This is a genomic window from Synechococcus sp. CS-1328 (genome assembly GCF_025128095.1).
Classification (GTDB): Bacteria; Cyanobacteriota; Cyanobacteriia; order PCC-6307; family Cyanobiaceae; genus CBW1002.
In genome coordinates this window covers 71384-89845 of record NZ_JAHLYT010000033.1, presented here as the reverse complement: position 1 = coordinate 89845, position 18462 = coordinate 71384, and the positions used below count along the sequence as shown (strand labels likewise).

Here is an 18462-nt window from a genome sequence, read left to right as displayed (position 1 = left end):
GTGGCGAAGGTGGTGCCGGTGAGCCAGCCGCCCAGCGCCAGGTAGGCGGTGGGGAACAGCAGCAGACCGGACCACCCCACGAAAACGAAGCGGTCGCGCTTGAGCCAGTCATCGAGGACGTCGAACCATCCCCGCTGCGGCAGACGCCCTGCAGCGATCGTCATAAAGGGCTTTACGAAGCTTTACAACGCCATCGTACGGGTCTTGCCTGCGAATCGCGCCTGCTTTGGCTTCCCTTAAGAACCTGATGAGTACAAGCACTCACTCTTCGATTGGTGCTGCCGATTCGCCAGAGTGGGCTCCCACCGATCCACGCGCGTGTACGTCGTCGAGCTGTCCCTGAAGCTGAGTCCCATGCCAGTCGCGGTGCAGCGCAAGGAGCTGGAGGCTGCCCAAGCCCTCTATGCCGAGGTGAAGCAGACCCTCGAGAGCGGCCAGCCGCGGCTGCTTGAGCTCCACTGCGAGAAGGAGGAGGGCAAGCGCATCAGCCTGCTGAGCAGCGAACTGGTGGCGGTGCAGATGTACGAGAAGTCGGCGACGGGCGGCGGTGCCCGGCGGCCGGGCTTCAGTTTTGACGGCTGAGGCCGCCCTCGTTCTCCTGTCGCCCCACCGTTGCTCACCCAAGCCGAGCCCCCCAGTGGGGCAGAACCGCCCCTGACCGTCGAGCGGCTGTGTTTCACCTGGCCGAACGGCCGCACCGCCTTGAAGAACTGCCAGCTGGCCATTCCCCGTCCGGGGCTCTGGATGTTGGTGGGCAGTAACGGCAGTGGCAAGAGCACACTGCTCCGCCTGATCATTGGCCTTCTCGAGCCTTCGGGGGGGCTGATCCGGCGTCCGGAACGCACGGCTCTGGTCTTCCAGAATCCCGATCATCAATTGCTGCTGCCCAGCTGTGGCAGTGATCTACAGCTGGGTCTGCCCTGGGATCTCTCGCCTGGCGAGCGCAGTGAGCGGGTGGAGCAAGCCCTGGAGCAGGTGGGGCTGGCCGGCATGGCCTCCCGGCCGATCCATACCCTCAGCGGCGGCCAGAAGCAACGACTGGCCATCGCTGGCGCCCTGGCCAGCGGCGCCCAGCTGTTGTTGCTGGACGAACCCACGGCCCTGCTGGATCCAGACAGCCAACGCGGTGTGCTGGAGCTGATCCACGGCCTCTGCACTGCCCCGGAGCCGAGGCTGACAGCCCTCTGGATCACCCATCGCCTTGAGGAACTGGCTGCCTGTGACGGCGCTGCCCTGGTGGAACAGGGTCACGCCGGCCCCTGGCAGAGCGGCGCAAGCCTGCGCCGGCGGCTCTCCCCCTTGCAAGGGGGCAAGGCTGGGGGGTAGTTTCTCGGGGTCCCATTCCTCGGTAGCTCAGCGGTAGAGCGGTCGGCTGTTAACCGATTGGTCGCAGGTTCGAATCCCGCCCGGGGAGTTTTTTTAGTCCTGATGCCGAAGCGAACGCTTCGGCTTTTTTCATGCTGTCAGCCTGTCGTGTCTGACCTTGCTCAGGCAAGCGCTGTTGGCCAGCGAGCGGCTTGGCCGCGCTTGCGGACGCTGGTTCTCTGGGAAGATGGCGCCGCTTCCACCCATCCACCACCGAATCCTCGACCGGCGGCCCCCTTCGCTGCCGGTCCGATCCAACGCCGCACCATCGCCTGCCGGCACCGAGCACTGACCGGATGGCTGTCGCCTCCGGACTCGTTGGACAGGCTCTCGGACCAGCGTCCTTCTGCACCCCCCCTCCGCCTCGCCCCAGCCATGAAGCCCTGCATCCTGCTGATCGAAGACGACAGCGACATGCGTGAGCTGGTGGCCGGCCATCTCGAGCACAGCGGCTTTGACGTCCATCGCGCCGAGGACGGCATCAAGGGCCAGGCTCTCGCCGTGCAGGTCACTCCCGATGTGATCCTGCTCGATCTGATGTTGCCCAAGGTGGATGGCGTCACCCTCTGCCAGCGGTTGCGACGCGACGAGCGCACCGCCCGGATCCCGATCCTGATGCTCACGGCCCTTGGCGGCATCAAGGACAAAGTAAGTGGCTTCAATTCCGGCGCCGACGATTACCTCACCAAGCCCTTTGATCTTGAGGAGCTGATGGTGCGGGTCAAGGCGCTGCTCCGCCGCACCGACCGTGCCCCTCTCTCGACCAAACACACCGAGATTCTCAGCTACGGCAGCCTCACTCTGGTGCCGGAGCGGTTTGAGGCGATCTGGTTCGATCAGCCGGTACGGCTCACCCATCTGGAGTTCGAACTGCTGCACTGCCTGCTGCAGCGCCATGGTCAGACCGTGTCCCCGGCGCTGATCCTCAAGGAGGTATGGGGCTACGAGCCCGACGACGACATCGAAACGATTCGGGTGCACGTGCGCCATCTGCGAACCAAGCTCGAGCCGGATCCCCGCAAGCCCCGCTTCATCAAGACCGTCTATGGCGCCGGCTACTGCCTGGAGCTGCCGATCGGTGACCAGCTGCTGCAGGTTCAGGCGCTGATCAATGAGGCGCGGGAGGTGCGCCGCCAGGAGCGGGCTTCGGCCTGATTGCCTCGTGGCTGACCCGCCCTGCTGACCCGTCAGCGCAGGCCCAGCTCCAGCAGCGCCACCTCCCAGGCCAGTCGAGGCTGCACGTAGGCCAGCAGCTGGCGGCGCAAGAGCTCAAGCCGTCGCAGGCTCTGGGGCTGGTGATGGCGATGCCACAGCTGCCACTGCCACCAGTCCAACAGCCAGAGTTGCTGCTCGCCATCCAGGGCCTCCGTCAGATCCCTGGCCAGGGCCAGGGCCTCGAGCGGATCGGGGCTGAGGTCGAGCAGCCGCTCGGCCACACCAGCGGGCAGCGCCTGCCACTGGCGACGATGCTCTAGCAGGGCTCCAGGAGAGCCGGCCGCCAGGTCGAGCAGTCCCGGGGGATCGGCAATCGGTGGATCGGCAATCGGTGGATCGGCGGGTGGCGTAGGTGGCAGGGCGGCCAGCACCTGGGCCAGCAGGGCCGGTGAGAGCCGCGCGAAGGGCACCTGCTGGCAACGGGAGCGGATCGTGCTGAGCAGTTGCTCCGGCGCCGCACTGATCAGCACCAGCAGGCTGTCGCCGGGCTCCTCCAGGGTCTTGAGCAGGGCATTGGCGGCTCCCTCCGCCATCGCTTCGGCCGTGTCCACCACCACCAGGCAGCGGTCCGCCTCCACCGGCCGGCGGGCCAGGAAACGGGTCAGCTCGCGCACCTGCTCGAGCCGCAACTGCGGCAAGGCCCGGCGGCTGAGGCCCTGTTCGAGTGCCTGGGCCGCCGTGTAGAGCTGGCCCTGGTGCTGGTAGGTGGGTTCCACCCAGAGCAGATCGGGATGGTTTCCCTGCGCCAGGCGCCGCCGCAGCGAGGCTGATCCCTCGGTCCCTGCCAAGACCCCTTCGAGAAACCGCAGCACCGCCAGCCTCCGACCCACTCCCTCCGGCCCGGCGAACAGATAGGCCGGTGCCAGGCGGCGCCGCTCCAGTGCCGCCTGCAACAGCACCACCGCCTGCGGTTGCCCGACCAGATCGGCGAACAGGTCAGCCATGCGGGCCGAACCTGCTTTCCAGCAGGGCCCGGCAGGCCGCCGTTACCTGGTCGGCGGAGCCAGCGGCATCCAGCCGGCACCAGCCCCGCTCCTGCGCCAGCTGGCTGAAACCGGCCTGCACCCTCGCCAGAAACGCTTCGCCGCTGGCCTCGATCCGGTCTGCAGGGCGATCCCCTCGTCGCCGCAGCGACGCCGCCAGGGGCAGATCCAACCAGAGCGTGAGATCGGGCTGCAGGCCACCGGTGGCGATGCGCTCCAGCGGCAGGATCTGATCCCAGGGCAAGCCACGCCCATAGCCCTGATAGGCGGCGGTGGAGCCGCTGAAGCGATCGCTGAGCACCCAGTCGCCGGCGGCCAGGGCCGGTTGCAGGCACTGCTGCACGTGCTGGGCTCGATCGGCCGCGTAGAGCAACAGCTCGGCCTCTCTGCAGGGCGTCTGATCCTCGGGTGGATGCAACAGCAGTTGGCGCAGGGCCAGGCCCAGGGCCGTGCCGCCCGGTTCGCGGGTCACTAGCAGCCGGGCCTTCGGATCCATCAGGCCGGAGCCAGGCAGCCACTGGCGCAGGGCCTCGAGCTGGGTGGTCTTGCCGCAACCATCGATGCCCTCGAGCACCAGGAACCGCCCACGCTCCATGGCCTATCCCTCCTCTCCCGTCCCAGCTGGTCGGGCGCTGCCGGTCAAGGCCGAATGTAGGGGGAGAGCAGCAGGGCGTTGACCACCACCGTGATCGAGCTGAGCGCCATCAGCAGGGCCGCCAGCGGCGGCGTCAGCACGATGCCGAAGCCAGGCAGCAGGGCGCCGGCGGCGATCGGCAGCACGACCAGGTTGTAGCCGAAGGCCCAGGCCAGGTTGGCCCGCACGGTCGCCATGGTCCGGTGCGCGATCGTCAGGGCCTCGACCACCCCGTTCAGCCGATCCCCCAGCACCACCAGATCGGCGGTGTCTTGCGCGATCTGGGTGCCGGTGCCCACGGCGATGCCCAGATCGGCGGCGGCCAGGGCCGGAGCGTCGTTGATGCCGTCTCCCACCATCGCCACCAGCCCCTGCTGGCGCGCCTCAAGAATGCGCTCCAGCTTCTGCTCCGGACGCAGCTCCCAGGCCAGTTCCTCGGCGGCCAGTCCGAGTCGTTCGCCCAGGCGACTGACCGCGGATCGCCGGTCTCCGCTGAGCAGACCCAGCCGCAGCCGCTGCTGCCGCAGCTGCTCCAGGGTCTCAAGGGCATCGCTGCGGGGCTGATCCTCCACCGCCACCAAGCCGAGCAGCACGCTTCCCTCCGCTACTGCCAGCACGCTGGCCCCCTGGCGCTCCAGGGCCTGGACGCTGTGGTCCAGGCCAGTCATGGCCACGCCAGCTGCGGCCAGCCACGCGGGCCGGCCCACCCGCACCCGCAGGCCCTGCCCATCGGTGACGAGCACCCCCTCGACGCCGTCGCCACTGAGGGTTCGGGCCTCGACCACCGGCAGCAACGCCAGTCCGCGGCGCTCGGCCTCCTGCAGCAAGGCGTGGGCGAGCGGATGGCGGGTGTGCTGTTCGAGGCTTGCGGCGAGCTGGAGCAAGCGATCCGCTGCCGCGCCATCCGCTGGGGCGTTCAGCGGGCAGACCGCGCTGACCAGGGGCCGGCCCAGCGTGAGGGTGCCGGTCTTGTCGAACAGCACCTGCTGCAGAGAGGCGGCGACCTCAATCGCATCGCCACCGCGGAACAGCAAGCCCCGGCTGGCCGCCAGACCGGAGCCCACGGTGATCGCCGTGGGGGTCGCCAGGCCGAGGGCGCAGGGACAGGCCACCACCAGCACGGCGATCGCCAGCTGCAGGGCCAGGGCAAAGGGGGTGTCGGCGGCCATGCCCAGGGCGGCATGGGCCCCATGGGGGCTGGCGCCGGCATGGGAAGTGGCCTGGAGAACCTGCGGCCACAGGGCAGCACCCCACTGCCACCAGAACAGGAGCGTGCCGATCGCCAGCAGCAGCACCACGCCGGCGAAGCGTCCCGCCACCCGATCAGCCAGGCCCTGGATCGGGGCCTTTCGGGCCTGGGCCTGCTCGACCAGATGGACGATGCGGCTGATGGCGCTGTCGCTGCCGCTGCGCTCCACCTCCAGCACCAGGGGTGCCTCCAGGTTGAGGCTGCCGGCATCCAGCTGTGTGCCTGCCTTGGCCTGAACGGGCAGGGGCTCGCCGGTGAGGCTGGACACATCCACCGCCGAAGTGCCGTCCCGCACCACCCCATCCACCGGCACCCGATCCCCAGGCAGGATCCGCACCCGATCGCCTGGCCGCAGCCCCCCCACACGCACGGGGCGCGGGGGATCGGCGCCGAGCAGCAGCAGGGCCGTTTCGGGCTGCAGACGGGCCAACTGCTCGATCGCCCGACCGGTGCGTTGGCGGGCTCGTTCCTCCAGAAAGCGGCCCAGCAGCACGAAGCCGAGCAGCATCACCGGTTCGTTGAAGAAACAGGGCCAGCCGCTGGAGGGGTTGAGATAGGCCACCAGGCTGGCGCAGTAGGCACTGGTCACCCCCAGTCCGACCAGGGTGTCCATGCTGGGCATCCTGGCCAGGGCGGCCCGCAGGCCCCGCAGCAGGATCGGCCGGCCAGGCCCCAGCAGGGCAACGGTGGCCACCACCGCATGCACCCCAGGTTCGATCAGCGCTGCCAGCGGCGCTCCCGCGGTGGTGAGGCGCTCGGGCAGGCCCCCCACCATGGCCAGGTGCCCCATACCGGAGACCAGCAGCAGCAGCAGTGCCACCACCAGTTGCCGCCACTGGCGCCACCAGTGCTCCTGCTCCCGCTGGCCGCGACGATCCAGGGCCTCCATCGAGGAGCGAGGACTGGCCTCGAAGCCCAGCCCCAGCAGGCTGGCCTGCAGCGCCGGCAGGGTGTCTGTGGCCGCGCCTGGAGCCAATCCCACCCAGGCCGTACGGGTGAGCAGGTTGACGCTGGCCTGGCACACGCCCGGCTGCTCCAGCAGGCGGCGCTCCACAGCCCGCACGCAGCCGCCACACTTCATCCCCTCCACCTGCAACAGCAGCGGCTCAAGGGTGGGCGATTCCGCCCCGTACGGAGAGCCAGACGCTGCAGGGGCGCTGGTCGAGATAGACCGATCGCTCACGATCCAGAGGCAGTGCAGCCAGGCTAGGCAGCCCACCCGGCAGCCCTGGGCCGAAGCGCCGGGCCGTCAGCGAAACCAGGCAGGATGGTGGCAAGACGATCAGGACCCGCTCGTGCCCCGCAGCCAGCGCAACGACAACTTCATCGACAAGAGCTTCACGGTGATGGCCGATCTGATCGTGAAGCTGATGCCGATCGATCCCAAGGCCAAGGAGGCCTATGTGTACTACCGCGATGGCCTCTCGGCCCAGAACGACGGCGACTACGCCGAGGCCCTGGATAATTACGAGGAAGCCCTCAAGCTCGAGGAGAACTCCGTGGATCGGGGTGAGATCTTCAAGAACATGGCGATCATTTTCATGAGCAACGGCGAGGAGGAGAAGTCCCTCGAGTACTACCGCCAGTCGCTCGACGCCAACCCCAACTCCCCCTCCTGTCTCAAGAACATGGGTCTGATCTATGAGAAGTGGGGCCGTCTGGCGGCGGAAGCCGGCGATCAGGACGCCGCAGACCGTTGGCTCGATCAGGCTGCTGATTACTGGGGCAAGGCGGTGCGGCTCTACCCCGGCGGCTACCTGGACATCGAGAACTGGCTGAAGTCGTCCGGTCGCAGCAACGTGGACGTGTACTTCTGAGTCCCAGCAGGACCCTCAGACCCGCGACCCTCAGAACGGCTCCTCCTGGCTGGGGTGCGACCCCAGGGCCGCCACCAGCGCCTCGGCCACGTTGCCGGCCTCCAGCAGCTGCAGATCCAGCCCGGCCGCCAGCCCCCCGAGGCCGCCAGCCTTGGGTACCACCGCCCGGCGGAAACCGAGGCGGGCCGCTTCCTGCAGCCGCAACTCCAGCTGGCCCACGGGTCGCAGCTGGCCGCCCAGGCCCAGCTCACCGATCAGCACGGTTCCAGGCGGCAGGGTGAGGTCGCGGAAGCTGGCCACCACCGCGGCGGCGACCCCCAGATCCGCCGCCGGCTCCTCCACCTCGAGGCCTCCGGCCACGGCCAGGTAGCAGTCGAAGCGCGACAGCGGCAGGGAGAGGTGCTTCTCCAGGACCGCCAGGATCTGATGGAGGCGATTGGTGCCGATGCCGGTGGCGGTGCGGCGCGGGCTGGCGTAGCTGGTGGTGCTCACCAGGGCCTGCAGTTCGACCACCAGGGAGCGGGTGCCTTCACAGGCCACGATCGTGGCGGTGCCGGAGCTGGGCTCCTGGCTGCCGAGGAACAGTTCACTGGGGTTGCTCACCTCCGCCAGGCCGCGGCCCTGCATCTCGAAAACGCCGAGCTCGTGGGTGGCGCCGAAGCGGTTCTTCACGGCGCGCAGCAGCCGGTGGCTGGCGAAGCGGTCCCCCTCAAACGTGAGCACGGCATCGACCAGGTGCTCCAGCACCTTGGGCCCCGCCAGCATGCCCTCCTTGGTCACATGGCCCACCAGCAGCAGGGCCGTGTCCTGGCGCTTGGCGATGCGGGCCAGAGCCGCGGCACACTCGCGCACCTGCGCGACCGACCCCGGGGCGCTGCTGAGTTCGGCGTCGTGCAGGGCCTGGATGCTGTCGATGATCGCCACCGCCGGCCGCAGTGCCTCCAGCTCCTGCAAGACCATCTCCAGGTCGGTTTCCGAGAGGAGCTGTAGCGCGTTCCGGTCGGCCTGATCAGTGGCACCCTCCAGCTCGGCCAGGCGGCGCCAGCGCAGCTTCACCTGCTGGGCCGATTCCTCGGCGCTGACGTAGAGCACCGAGCAGCGTTCCGCCATCGCCCGGGCGCTCTGCAGCAGCAGGGTGGATTTGCCGATGCCGGGATCGCCCCCCAGCAGCACCAGCGATCCCGGCACCAGGCCACCACCGAGCACCCGGTCGAGTTCGGCGTAGCCGCTGCTCAGCCGCTGCAGGGGCCGTTCACCCACCGCATCAATCGGTTCCGAACGCCGCGGCCGGCCGGTGGCGGCAGCCTCTCCAGCCGCCCCATTCCAGTCTTCGGCCGAACTGCGGCCGGCAAGGGCGCCACCGGAGCGGGACACGGGCCGGCGCCGCCGCGAATCAGCCGCCGGTACCGCCTGTTCCACCAGGGTGTTCCAGCTGCCGCAGGCCGCGCAACGGCCGAAGAACTGGCGGGTCTGGGCGCCGCAACTGCTGCAGACGTAATGGGTGGACGGGCGCCCCAGGGCCATCGCTTCAACTCGATCTGTGACGAATGGTGGCTTTCAGTGAACGGAGCGGGCCTCGGGCCTTTTCAGTAGGGCTGATCGGATGTAGATGCCGCTCAATGGCGAGTGCCTCTGTGATGACGGTTGTGGTGACGGTGCGATGACGGCTTCGTCCCCCGCCAAGGAAACCATCCTCGTCGTCGATGACGAGGCCAGCATCCGACGGATCCTGGAGACCCGCCTGTCGATGATCGGCTATCAGGTGATCACCGCCTGTGACGGCATCGAGGCCCTGGAAAGCTTCCGTCGCGTCACACCCGATCTGGTGGTACTGGACGTGATGATGCCGAAGCTGGATGGCTATGGCGTCTGCCAGGAGCTGCGCAAGGAATCGGACGTGCCGATCGTGATGCTCACGGCCCTCGGTGACGTGGCCGACCGCATCACCGGCCTCGAACTCGGCGCCGACGACTACGTGGTCAAGCCGTTCAGCCCCAAGGAGCTGGAAGCGCGCATCCGCTGTGTGCTGCGGCGTGTCGAGAAGGAAGCGGTGGCAGGCATCCCCAACTCGGGGGTGATCCAGGTGGGCGAGCTGCGCATCGACACCAATAAGCGGCAGGTGTACCGGGGCGATGAGCGCATTCGGCTCACCGGCATGGAGTTCAGCCTGCTGGAGCTGCTGGTGAGCCGCTCGGGGGAGCCGTTCAGCCGCGGCGAGATCCTCAAGGAGGTATGGGGCTACACCCCGGAGCGTCACGTGGATACCCGCGTGGTGGATGTCCACATCTCCCGGCTGCGCTCCAAACTGGAAGATGATCCCGCCAATCCCGAGCTGATCCTCACGGCACGGGGCACCGGGTATCTGTTCCAGCGCATCGTTGACGCCGTTGCCCCCGAAGGAAGCTGACAACACGGTTCCCGGCCCCCAGCGGCCTCGAACCAGCCGAGCCAAGCCCAGCCGGGCGATCCGTCGCCTGGTGGTCTGGTATCGGCGCAACGCGACGGTGACCCGCGTGGTCGGCACGGCCACCGCCGCCGGCAACGTGGCTGGGTCCGTGGTGGGCGTGGCCGGCAACGTGGCGGGGGCTGCCGGCTCGATGGCGGGAACCATGGCCGGCTCCGTGGTATCCGGTGCCGGAACCGTGGCGGGCACGGTGCTCACCCCTCTGGTGTTCGACCCCCTGCGGCGGCTGCAGCAGGGTCAGGCGGGCGGTGGGGTCGAGATCGCCGATGCCGATCGCCTCTGGGTGGCGGTGGATGGCATGGGCGGCGATGAGGCCCCCGGCCCGATCCTCGAGGGCTGCCTCAGTGCCGTGGAGCTGCTGCCTCTGCGGGTGCGCTTCGTGGCAGAGAGCGAGCCCCTGCAGCGGGCTGTGGCTGAGCTGGGGCTGCAGGACGCTCTCGCCATCGCCACGCAGCGGGGCCTGATCGAGCTGGTGCCCAGTGGCCCCTCCGTGGGCATGCATGAGGAAGCCACGGTGGTGCGACGCAAGCGCGACGCCAGCATCAACCTGGCCATGGATCTGGTCAAGCGCGGCGAGGCCACCGCCGTGTATTCCGCCGGCAACTCCGGCGCTGTGATGGCCTCGGCGATCTTCCGGCTCGGCAGGCTCAAGGGCATCGATCGCCCCGCCATCGGCGCCCTGTTCCCTACCAAGGACCCGAGCCAGCAGGTGCTGGTGCTGGACGTGGGCGCCAACATGGACTGCAAGCCCGAATGGCTGCACCAGTTCGCCCTGCTCGGCAACATCTACAGCCGTGACGTGCTGCAGGTGGCCCGCCCCCGGGTCGGCCTGGTGAACATCGGCGAAGAGGAGTGCAAGGGCAACGATCTCTGCCTGCGCACCTATCCGCTGCTGGCCGGCGACGAGCGCTTTGTGTTCGCCGGCAACTGCGAGGGGCGGGACATCCTCTCCGGCGACTTCGACGTGGTGGTCTGCGACGGCTTCACCGGCAACGTGCTGCTGAAGTTCCTCGAATCGGTGGGCAGCGTGCTGCTGGATGTGCTCCGCGCCGAACTGCCCCGCGGACGCCGCGGCAAGCTGGGTTCAGCCTTCCTGCGCAGCAACCTGGTGCGCATCAAGAAGCGCCTCGACCATGCCGAGCACGGCGGTGCCCTTCTGCTGGGCGTGGATGGGGTCTGTGTGATCGGCCATGGCAGCAGCAAGGCCCTCTCGGTGCTGAGTGCCCTGCGACTGGCCCATTCAGCCGCCAGCCACGGCGTCATGGACGACCTGCACGCCCTGGGCGCCAGCCAGGCGCAGGCAGAAGCAACAGCGGCAGCGGCCTGTGATTGACTGAGCCCAATCGTGGTCTGATCACGTGGCGTTCGGGGCAAGCGGTGAATCCCTGGGCATGTCAGCGGATGGCCTGGGCCGCCCAGCGGAGCGCCCGGGTATGGCCCTCGTGGGCTGCGGCAGTGCCCTGCCCGCCGCCAGCGTCAGCAATGCCGAGCTGAGCGAGCGGGTCGACACCAATGACGACTGGATCCGCTCCCGCACTGGCATCGGTGCCCGGCGGGTCGCTGGCCCTGACGAAACCCTCACCAGCCTCGCCGCCGAAGCCTGCAGCCGGGCCCTCGCCCATGCCGGCTGGAGCCCGGAGAGCCTGGATCTGATCCTGCTGGCCACCTCCAGTCCCGACGACCTGTTCGGCACCGCTCCCCGCATCCAGGCCTGCCTGGGCGCTCGCAATGCCGTGGCCTTCGATCTCACCGCCGCCTGCAGTGGCTTCCTCTTCGCCCTGATCACCGCGGCCCAGTACATCGCCGGCGGCAGCGTGCGCCGGGCCCTGGTGATCGGCGCTGACCAGCTCAGCCGCTGGGTGGACTGGGATGACCGCCGCACCTGCGTGCTGTTCGGGGATGGGGCCGCAGCCGTGGCCGTGGAGGCCTGCGACGCCGACGCCAACGGTCTGCTGGGCTTCCGCATGCGCTCCGACGGCAGCCGCAACGCCTGCCTCACCCTCGCCCAGACCGATCAACGCCAGGCCCTGCTCGGCAATCTTTCGGCCCAGCGCGGCGGCTTCGCGCCGATCCAGATGAACGGCCAGGAGGTCTATAAGTTCGCCGTGCGGGAAGTGCCCGCCGTGTTGGCTGAGGTGCTGGAGGCCTGCGGCACCGAGGCCGACCAGCTCGACTGGCTGCTGCTGCATCAGGCCAACCAGCGCATTCTCGATGCGGTGGCCGAGCGCTTCAAGGTGCCACCGGAACGGGTGCTCAGCAACCTGGCCAGCTATGGCAACACCTCGGCCGCCACGATTCCTCTGATGCTCGATGAAGCCGTGCGCGACGGTCGCGTCAAGCCCGGTCACCGGCTGGCCAGCAGTGGCTTCGGTGCCGGTCTCAGCTGGGGCGGGGCCCTGCTTCGCTGGAGCGGTCCCCAGGGCTGAGCCGGGGCAACGCGGGGTCACGACGCTACGGCTCGCTTGCAGGCGGCAGCCCTGGTTTGGTTCTCTCTGAACAGCACCGCCGTAATCTCCAGCCGATCGCACGCGCAGCAACGGCATGGGTATTGCCTGGGTGTTTCCTGGCCAGGGTTCCCAGAAGGTGGGGATGGCCGAAGGGGTTCTGGATCTGGCCGGCGCCCGCGAGCGCTTCGGGCAGGCCTCGGAGCTGCTGGGCCGCGACCTGCTGGCGATCTGTCAGGGCCAGGAGGAGAGCTGCTATGGAGTGCTCGGAGACCTGAACCGAACCCGCAACACCCAGCTGGCCCTGTTCGTCGTCGAAAGCCTTCTGGTAGACGAGCTCAGGCGCCAGGGACGCACAGCCCAGTTGGTCGCTGGGCACAGTCTTGGTGAATTCGTTGGCCTCTATGCCGCCGGGGTCCTGGATGCCCATACGGCGTTGGTGCTCATCCTGAAGCGGAGTGTGCTGATGGCGGCGGCAAGGGGCGGCGCCATGACCGCGGTGATGGGCTTCGATCGCAGCCAGCTCAACGACCTGGTGGCCGCCACCGATGGAGTGGTGATCGCCAACGACAACAGCAGCGCCCAGGTTGTGCTCTCCGGCAGCCCCGAGGCCGTGGCTGTGGTCTGCGGAGCGCTGCAGTGCAAGCGCGCCATCCCGCTGGCAGTGAGTGGTGCCTTCCACTCCCCCTTCATGGCCGCTGCGGCCGAGGCCTTCGCCGCTGAGCTGGACGCCCTGCCGTTCGCCGATGCCACGATCCCGGTGCTCAGCAACACCGATCCCACGCCGGAAGTCCGGGGAGAGGTGCTCAAGGCGCGGCTCACCAGCCAGATGACGACCGGCGTGCGCTGGCGCGAAACCATGGACTGCTTCGTGGCCGAGGCGATCAGCACCACCGTGGAAATCGGCCCGGGCAACGTGCTCAGCGGCCTGATCAAGCGCAGCTGCAGTGGCATCACCACCAGCCAGATCGCTTCCGCCGCTGACCTGGGCCTATGAGCATCCCAACCCCACCCTCCGGACCTCGGCAAGGCAACGAAGCCGACGAGCAAGAGCGGCCCGTCAGCGGTAACCGCCCCGGATCCCGCTCCGTCCAGGCGGTGAAGCGGGTCCTGCGGCGGCGGCGCAAGCCGGCCGAGCCCCCGGCACTGCTCAGCACCCCGAAGCCCAGCCTCACCTATCGGCTGATCAGCTATCTGCTGGTGTTCCCGATCTACAGGCTGCTGTTCCGCGGCCGCACCGCCGGCAACACCAACGTGCCCCTGGAGGGGGCGCTGGTGGTGGTGGCCAACCACGGCTCCCATCTCGACCCGCCGCTGCTGGGCCATGCCCTGGGCCGTCCCGTGGCCTTCATGGCGAAAGCCGAGTTGTTCCGGGTGCCCCTGCTGGGACCGATCATCCGGGCCTGTGGTGCCTACCCGGTGGCCCGTGGCGCCAGCGACCGCGAAGCGATCCGCACCGCCACCGACCGGTTGCTGCAGGGCTGGGCTACGGGGGTGTTTCTGGATGGCACCCGTCAAGCGGATGGGCGGGTCAATGTGCCCCAGCCCGGTGCCGCCCTGCTGGCCGCCCGGGCTGGCGTGCCGCTGCTGCCGGTGGCGATTGTGAACAGCCACCGGGCGCTCGGGACCGGCAAGCAGCGCATGCGCCTGGTGCCGATCCACATCCGCATCGGCACGCCGATTCCGCCACCGGCTTCGCGCCGCCGCCCTGATCTGGACGCCACCACCCGGGCCTGCCAGGAGCAGATCAATGCTCTGCTCGATCAGGGCCTGCTCAGCGGCGCTCCAGCCTCCCCCCAGCTCGCTCCAGCCAGGGACTCAGATGGTCTGCCGCCCAGCCCCTGATGTCATGGCCGCTCACCACCCAGAGCGCCGCCCGTAGCCCATCGCCCCAGACCTTGCTGCGGCCCTCGGGACGGCATTGGTTGCCGCAGGGCACCGCCACGGGAGTGAGCTGGATGCCACGGCTGCCGGCCACGATCCGGCCCACCAGCAGAGCTCGGTCCATGTGGTCGCTGCTGGTGACCAGCAGAGCGTGACGGATGCGTGAGCGACGCAGGTCATCCACCAGGGAGGTGAAGTTGGAGAGGGTGTCGCGGGCGCGGTAGTCGAGCTGAACCCGATCCCGCGGCAACCCCTCCCGTTGTTCGAACAGCCAATGGGCATATTCGGGATTGGTGCCGCCGCTCACCACCACCGGCAGTCCATCGCGGCGGGCCAGACGGGCCGCGACCTGCTCGCGGTCCGCATCGCCGCCCAGCACCAGGATCATCTGCGGCTGCGGTGGCGCCGGCCACCACCAGCCGCGGGACAGCCAGAGCAGGCCGCTGCCCAGCACCAGCGGCAGCACCAGCCGGCCCAGTCCCCGCCGGGCCGGAGAGCGTCGGCGCGGCTGTTGGGGCACCGGCCGGCCCGTGGGCGCTGGGAGTGGACCGGCGCTGCGGGGCGGTGGCCCTGCCGATCGGCGGGAGGGGCGGCGGCGCCGGGAGGGCGGAGGGTCGCTGGGGGTTGCCGCCATCAGAGCCCCTCCACCGGGCTGGTGGGATACAGCGGCAGCACCGGTTGCCAGGGAGCGGGCCGATCGGCCGCCGCCGCCGCCTGGCAGCGGGCCAGCAGCAGCTCGGCATCGGCGGGAAGAACCGGCACTGCCGGTAGCAGCGGCGCCGCCGGCGCCAGCTCAGCCAGCTGCTCAGACTTGCCGTAGAGGCGTGGGGTCAGCCGTTCGATCACGCCAGCGGTCTGGATGGGATCGGCGGCATAGAGGCCCGCCACCAGGCCGCGGCGCGGCAGCTCCTGCACCAGCCAGAACGAACCAGCCGCGGGTGCCGCCGCGGCGGCCAGCAGGCGTTGGGCGATCAAGGCGAAGCTGCCGACGCCATCCAGGGGCACCGCCAGCTGCTGGGCCAGGGTGCGGGCCAGCACCACCGACAGCCGCGTGCCGGTGAAACCACCAGGACCTGTCGCCACGGCCAGGCGCGCCAGCCGTGACCACTGGCTGGCCGGCAGCACCGCCTCCACACACTTCAGCAGTTGATTGGAGAGCGAGCGCCCCAGGGGAAAGGCTCGGGACTGCAGCGGCCCGGCACCCCCCAGGGGCTGGGCCGCCACGCCAAAGGTATCGCTGCTGCTGTGCAGGGCCAGGACCCAGGGAACGGTGCCCCTGGAAGCCTGCAGCACCGTGGCCGGCGACGGATCGTGGGAGGGAGAGGGCTCACTCATGCGGGCAGCTTCTCGCCCGGCCGCAACCGATGCCAACGCCCCGGCTCCGCCTGGAAACTGTCACATCCGCGCACGTCCCACTCCACCCCCACCCCTCCACCCTCGAGGTCCCGCACCTGCACGTGAATGCGTGGCTGCTGGGGCCGGATGTCCGGGGCGGCGCTGAGGTGGGGCACGCCATGCTGCCGCTCGACTGCGTGGTAGGCCTGGCAGCGGTCCACCCAGTGGCAATCCACACAGATGCACATGTTGCACGGACCTGATCCAACAAGCATTCTGGCCGAAGCGGCTGATGCGGCGGCGCAGCTGCGCCAGCGGCTGGCCGTGGACCAGTGGCCGCTCTCGCTGGACCATCTTCCGGCCGATGCCGCCCTTGTCGGCGGTGCGGTGCGGGATGGGCTGCTGGATCGGCTGGCGGATCGTCCCGATCTCGATCTGGTGGTTGCGGAGGACGCGATCGAGCTCTGCCGCCGCCTGGCCCGCCGCCACGGCGGCAGCTGCGTGGTGCTGGACGAGCAGCGCAGCATCGCCCGCCTGGTGCTGCGGGGCTGGACGGTGGACCTGGCCCGCCGCTGCGGCACCGACCTGGCCAGCGATCTGCACCGACGCGACTACACGATCAATGCCATCGCTCTGCCGCTGGAAGCCGGCGCCTCTCTGTTGGATCCGACCGGGGGCCTGGCGGATCTGCGTCAACGGCAACTGGTGGCCGTGAGCGAGGCCAACCTGCTGGATGATCCGCTGCGTCTGCTGCGGGGGGTGCGGCTGGCGGCAGAGCTGGACTTTCGCCTGGCCGCCACCACCCGCCACTGGCTGGCGGCCCACCATCACCGCCTGGCCGCCGTGGCGAGCGAGCGGGTTCTGGCGGAACTGGAGAAGCTGGCGGCAGCACCGGCCGGCCATAGAGGCCTGATCACTGCGCTGGAGCTGCAGTTGCTGCAACCCTGGCAAGCCGATTCAGCGGGCGCGGCCAGGCTCGCGGGCCTGGATGAAGCAGACGCTCTCGCACGGGGTTTGAACCGGGAGGAACGGGACTGGGCCCTGCCCCTGGCGCGGCTGGCGGCCCTGCTGGATGGCAGGGCTGTGGAGCGGCTGCATGGCAGTCGACGGCTGCAGCAGCGCTGTGAGCGTCTGAATCGCTGGCGCATCGCCTTGGAGGCCTGCGGTGCCCAGGAGGGCTGCGGCTGCCTGGAGACCCTGGAAGAACCTGAACGCCTCTGCCTGCACCAGGAGCTGGAGGGGGTGCTGCCGGCGCTGCTGCTGCTCCTGCCTGAGGCCACGGCTCGCCAGGCCATGGAGCGCTGGCACGACCCGCACGATCCCCTGTTCCATCCCCGCCCGCCGATCGATGGGCGCCAGTTGCAGGAGCGGCTGGCGATCCGCGCTGGGCCACGGCTGGGGGAGTTGCTGGCCTTTCTCACCCGCGAAAGGGCCTACCAGCGACTGCCACAACCAGCACAACTGCCACAACAGGGCAGCAGTGGATCAGAGCTGCGGGCCGCCGCGGCAGCTGACCCGATCATCGAGTTGGCGCGCCATTGGTGGCAGCAGCCCGAGGCTGCTGAGCAAGGCAGCAGAGCAAGGTCGTCGGGAGCCGGACCGGCGACATGATTAACTTTGAAATGCAAAGGCGTGTACCAGAGGTTTCTCCTCGCCTGCTGAAGCTTTCCCCTATCCCCCTCTCTCCCCATGAGCGTTCGTCTCTACATCGGCAATCTGCCGGAAACTTTTGATGCCAAAGAGCTCGACGCTCTGCTGGCGAACGTTGGCAAGGGGATTCGTTTCAAGTCGGTCACCGACCGCGACAGCGGCGCCAGCCGCGGCTTCGGCTTCGCCAACGTCGATGACCCGAAGCTGGCCGATGCCCTGATCGAGCAGCTCAACGGCAAGGAGTTCGGCGGCAGCACCCTGCGCATCGAGATCTCTGAGCGTCGTGACGCCCGCCCCACTAACGCGGCTGCCGGCAGCCGCGTTGGAGCAGCTCCTGCCGCCGCCCGCAAGGCGATCAACAAGGTGGTTCACGCCGACAGCGTCGACGCCGAAGCTCCCGATCCCCGTTGGGCCGGCGAGCTCTCGAAGCTGAAGGATCTTCTCGGCAAACAGACGGCTGCTGTCTGAACTGCGGCACTCGGAATTGCCCGCAGTCTGCACTGACCGCAGTCTGAACTGCGGTCAGCTCAACCGCTGGAGATAGAACTGGCCTTAGCTCGAAATCCGCAAGTCTGAGCTCCGTTGACCGCAGAACCGATGCCTTCATGGCTCCGGCTCTGCGGTTTTTGCTTGGGGCAGTGTGGAAGTTACTTCCGAGCTTGTCTTCACAGGCCCAGGATCAGGGAAGCAGAGCGGCCAGCGCGATCACACCGATAAAGATGGAGAGGAACAGAAACCCCATCTTGGTCATCGAGGCTTCGTGGTGGTCAATGCCCTTGTCCACCTCCTGATCGATCTCGGAACGGAATTTCGTAAAGGCGGCATCCTTTTCGGCAGGATCGACCTCTTTCATGGCCATGGGAAAACAGCGAAACAGTAAGAGAACAGCTGATCAGGCGCGGTGGAAGAACCAGTAGGCGCCAACTGCCAGCAGCACCATCACCACGACCGGGGCTGCGATCGCCAGCATGCCGTTGTGGCTGCGAACCACACGCTGCTCGTGAGACACAACGGCGTTCTGAATGGCGAGCTTCATCTCCTCGCGTAGGCGAGCAAGCTCCGAATCCAGAGTGACGTCGTTGAAGAGTTCTCTCAGTCGTTCGTAGGTGCTCTTGCCAAGCAGCAGACTTTTTTCTGGATTCTTGAACAACAGCTCCAGCAGTTCATCTCGTTCGAAACGGACCAGATCTGCCGCGGCAGCGGCTCTGGCGTTGGCGCTGCGAGCCCGGGAGTCGATCAGTTCGATTTCGCCGAAGATGTGACCCGGTCCATGCTTGACATTGACGGCTTCGCCGGTCTCTGGATACAGCGTGGTGAGCTCGATCTTTCCAGAGCGCACTAAATACATGGCGTCGCTAGGTTCGTCCTGGCGATACACGTATTCACCTGCCGGAATACTGATGCGCTGCACTCAACCGGACC

The 18462-nt window shown here is 68.5% G+C and carries 20 protein-coding genes, 1 tRNA gene and 1 pseudogene; 12 read left to right on the top strand and 10 right to left on the bottom strand.

All coding sequences use genetic code 11. From position 1 onward, the window contains the following. Window positions 1-164: pseudogene (locus KQ310_RS06045) on the bottom strand (photosystem II D2 protein (photosystem q(a) protein)); the annotation flags it as partial. Between the two features lie 154 nt (window positions 165-318). Between KQ310_RS06045 and KQ310_RS06040 the strand changes: the two are divergent. The 4 genes from KQ310_RS06040 to KQ310_RS06025 all read left to right on the top strand — a co-directional run bounded on the left by KQ310_RS06040 (window position 319) and on the right by KQ310_RS06025 (window position 2520). Then, window positions 319-582, top strand: a complete 264-nt coding sequence (locus KQ310_RS06040) for a hypothetical protein (protein ID WP_259720859.1) — start codon at window positions 319-321, stop codon at window positions 580-582. A 30-nt stretch (window positions 583-612) separates the two neighbouring features. After that, entirely contained in the window at window positions 613-1326 is a 714-nt protein-coding gene (locus tag KQ310_RS06035) for an ABC transporter ATP-binding protein (RefSeq protein WP_259720858.1), read from the top strand. 16 nt (window positions 1327-1342) lie between these two features. Beyond that, window positions 1343-1414: transfer RNA gene (locus KQ310_RS06030), tRNA-Asn, on the top strand. A gap of 326 nt (window positions 1415-1740) precedes the next feature. Further along, entirely contained in the window at window positions 1741-2520 is a 780-nt protein-coding gene (locus tag KQ310_RS06025; protein WP_259720857.1) for a response regulator transcription factor, read from the top strand. Between the two features lie 32 nt (window positions 2521-2552). Here KQ310_RS06025 and KQ310_RS06020 read toward each other — a convergent pair whose 3' ends face one another. Genes KQ310_RS06020 through KQ310_RS06010 form a run of 3 tightly spaced genes read right to left on the bottom strand, consistent with a single transcriptional unit; the run spans window position 2553 to window position 6629 of the window. Further along, window positions 2553-3524 carry a DNA polymerase III subunit delta' gene (locus KQ310_RS06020; protein ID WP_259720856.1) on the bottom strand — a complete coding sequence of 324 codons (972 nt, stop codon included), beginning with the start codon at window positions 3522-3524 and terminating at the stop codon, window positions 2553-2555. Next, a complete protein-coding gene (gene tmk / locus KQ310_RS06015) occupies window positions 3517-4158 on the bottom strand; it encodes a dTMP kinase (RefSeq protein ID WP_259720855.1) in 642 nt (213 codons plus the stop codon). The genes KQ310_RS06020 and tmk overlap by 8 nt, the downstream gene beginning before the upstream one ends. A gap of 44 nt (window positions 4159-4202) precedes the next feature. After that, a complete protein-coding gene (locus KQ310_RS06010; protein WP_399237757.1) occupies window positions 4203-6629 on the bottom strand; it encodes a heavy metal translocating P-type ATPase in 2427 nt (808 codons plus the stop codon). Between the two features lie 112 nt (window positions 6630-6741). On the opposite strand from KQ310_RS06010, the gene KQ310_RS06005 reads away from it, so the two are divergent. Then, window positions 6742-7263, top strand: coding sequence for a photosystem I assembly protein Ycf3 (locus KQ310_RS06005; protein WP_259720854.1), 522 nt, complete (start codon window positions 6742-6744; stop codon window positions 7261-7263). Between the two features lie 30 nt (window positions 7264-7293). Here KQ310_RS06005 and radA read toward each other — a convergent pair whose 3' ends face one another. Next, window positions 7294-8781 carry a DNA repair protein RadA gene (gene radA, locus KQ310_RS06000; RefSeq protein ID WP_259720871.1) on the bottom strand — a complete coding sequence of 496 codons (1488 nt, stop codon included), beginning with the start codon at window positions 8779-8781 and terminating at the stop codon, window positions 7294-7296. A gap of 142 nt (window positions 8782-8923) precedes the next feature. On the opposite strand from radA, the gene rpaB reads away from it, so the two are divergent. The 5 genes from rpaB (at window position 8924) to KQ310_RS05975 (ending at window position 14016) form a co-directional block, all read left to right on the top strand. Beyond that, complete coding sequence (gene rpaB, locus KQ310_RS05995; protein WP_259720853.1) at window positions 8924-9670, top strand: response regulator transcription factor RpaB; 747 nt, start codon at window positions 8924-8926, stop codon at window positions 9668-9670. Further along, window positions 9651-11060, top strand: a complete 1410-nt coding sequence (gene plsX, locus KQ310_RS05990; protein WP_259720870.1) for a phosphate acyltransferase PlsX — start codon at window positions 9651-9653, stop codon at window positions 11058-11060. Before rpaB ends, plsX begins: the two co-directional genes overlap by 20 nt. Window positions 11061-11160: 100 nt before the next feature. Next, the gene (locus KQ310_RS05985) at window positions 11161-12153 is read left to right on the top strand and encodes a beta-ketoacyl-ACP synthase III (protein WP_259720869.1); all 993 of its coding nucleotides are present in this window, start codon (window positions 11161-11163) and stop codon (window positions 12151-12153) included. Between the two features lie 115 nt (window positions 12154-12268). Continuing rightward, window positions 12269-13168: an ACP S-malonyltransferase gene (gene fabD, locus KQ310_RS05980; RefSeq protein ID WP_259720852.1), complete on the top strand. Its 900-nt coding sequence runs from the start codon at window positions 12269-12271 to the stop codon at window positions 13166-13168. Next, window positions 13165-14016 (top strand): 1-acyl-sn-glycerol-3-phosphate acyltransferase, encoded by an 852-nt coding sequence (locus KQ310_RS05975; RefSeq protein WP_259720851.1) that lies wholly within the window; start codon window positions 13165-13167, stop codon window positions 14014-14016. Before fabD ends, KQ310_RS05975 begins: the two co-directional genes overlap by 4 nt. Here the strand turns inward: KQ310_RS05975 and KQ310_RS05970 are convergent. From KQ310_RS05970 to KQ310_RS05960, 3 genes are all read right to left on the bottom strand, one after another. Beyond that, window positions 13946-14443 carry a YdcF family protein gene (locus KQ310_RS05970; RefSeq protein ID WP_399237768.1) on the bottom strand — a complete coding sequence of 166 codons (498 nt, stop codon included), beginning with the start codon at window positions 14441-14443 and terminating at the stop codon, window positions 13946-13948. The two genes, KQ310_RS05975 and KQ310_RS05970, sit on opposite strands and share 71 nt — an antisense overlap. A 245-nt stretch (window positions 14444-14688) precedes the next feature. Beyond that, window positions 14689-15390 (bottom strand): tRNA (adenosine(37)-N6)-threonylcarbamoyltransferase complex dimerization subunit type 1 TsaB, encoded by a 702-nt coding sequence (tsaB, locus tag KQ310_RS05965; protein ID WP_259720850.1) that lies wholly within the window; start codon window positions 15388-15390, stop codon window positions 14689-14691. Further along, the gene (locus tag KQ310_RS05960; RefSeq protein ID WP_259720849.1) at window positions 15387-15638 is read right to left on the bottom strand and encodes a Ycf34 family protein; all 252 of its coding nucleotides are present in this window, start codon (window positions 15636-15638) and stop codon (window positions 15387-15389) included. Before KQ310_RS05960 ends, tsaB begins: the two co-directional genes overlap by 4 nt. Between KQ310_RS05960 and KQ310_RS05955 the strand changes: the two genes are divergently transcribed. Then, window positions 15637-17001 (top strand): CCA tRNA nucleotidyltransferase, encoded by a 1365-nt coding sequence (locus KQ310_RS05955; RefSeq protein ID WP_259720848.1) that lies wholly within the window; start codon window positions 15637-15639, stop codon window positions 16999-17001. The two genes, KQ310_RS05960 and KQ310_RS05955, sit on opposite strands and share 2 nt — an antisense overlap. Window positions 17002-17079: 78 nt before the next feature. Beyond that, the gene (locus tag KQ310_RS05950) at window positions 17080-17508 is read left to right on the top strand and encodes an RNA-binding protein (RefSeq protein WP_259720847.1); all 429 of its coding nucleotides are present in this window, start codon (window positions 17080-17082) and stop codon (window positions 17506-17508) included. Window positions 17509-17719: 211 nt separating this feature from the next. On the opposite strand, the gene KQ310_RS05945 is transcribed toward KQ310_RS05950, so the two are convergent. Then, window positions 17720-17899 (bottom strand): hypothetical protein, encoded by a 180-nt coding sequence (locus KQ310_RS05945; RefSeq protein ID WP_259720846.1) that lies wholly within the window; start codon window positions 17897-17899, stop codon window positions 17720-17722. A gap of 33 nt (window positions 17900-17932) precedes the next feature. Further along, on the bottom strand, window positions 17933-18451 hold the full coding sequence (locus tag KQ310_RS05940) for a cyclic nucleotide-binding domain-containing protein (protein ID WP_259720845.1): 519 nt from the start codon (window positions 18449-18451) through the stop codon (window positions 17933-17935). Between the last annotated feature and the right edge of the window lie 11 nt (window positions 18452-18462).

Coding starts and splice junctions, on each gene's coding strand:
- fabD (WP_259720852.1), top strand. CDS start 12,269: ATGGGTATTGCCTGGGTGTTTCCTGGCCAGGGTTCCCAGAAGGTGGGG.
- KQ310_RS06020 (WP_259720856.1), bottom strand. CDS start 3,524: ATGGCTGACCTGTTCGCCGATCTGGTCGGGCAACCGCAGGCGGTGGTG.
- KQ310_RS05960 (WP_259720849.1), bottom strand. CDS start 15,638: ATGTGCATCTGTGTGGATTGCCACTGGGTGGACCGCTGCCAGGCCTAC.
- KQ310_RS05970 (WP_399237768.1), bottom strand. CDS start 14,443: ATGATCCTGGTGCTGGGCGGCGATGCGGACCGCGAGCAGGTCGCGGCC.
- KQ310_RS05945 (WP_259720846.1), bottom strand. CDS start 17,899: ATGGCCATGAAAGAGGTCGATCCTGCCGAAAAGGATGCCGCCTTTACG.
- tsaB (WP_259720850.1), bottom strand. CDS start 15,390: ATGAGTGAGCCCTCTCCCTCCCACGATCCGTCGCCGGCCACGGTGCTG.
- KQ310_RS05985 (WP_259720869.1), top strand. CDS start 11,161: ATGGCCCTCGTGGGCTGCGGCAGTGCCCTGCCCGCCGCCAGCGTCAGC.
- KQ310_RS06025 (WP_259720857.1), top strand. CDS start 1,741: ATGAAGCCCTGCATCCTGCTGATCGAAGACGACAGCGACATGCGTGAG.
- KQ310_RS05975 (WP_259720851.1), top strand. CDS start 13,165: ATGAGCATCCCAACCCCACCCTCCGGACCTCGGCAAGGCAACGAAGCC.
- rpaB (WP_259720853.1), top strand. CDS start 8,924: ATGACGGCTTCGTCCCCCGCCAAGGAAACCATCCTCGTCGTCGATGAC.
- KQ310_RS05950 (WP_259720847.1), top strand. CDS start 17,080: ATGAGCGTTCGTCTCTACATCGGCAATCTGCCGGAAACTTTTGATGCC.
- tmk (WP_259720855.1), bottom strand. CDS start 4,158: ATGGAGCGTGGGCGGTTCCTGGTGCTCGAGGGCATCGATGGTTGCGGC.
- KQ310_RS05955 (WP_259720848.1), top strand. CDS start 15,637: ATGTTGCACGGACCTGATCCAACAAGCATTCTGGCCGAAGCGGCTGAT.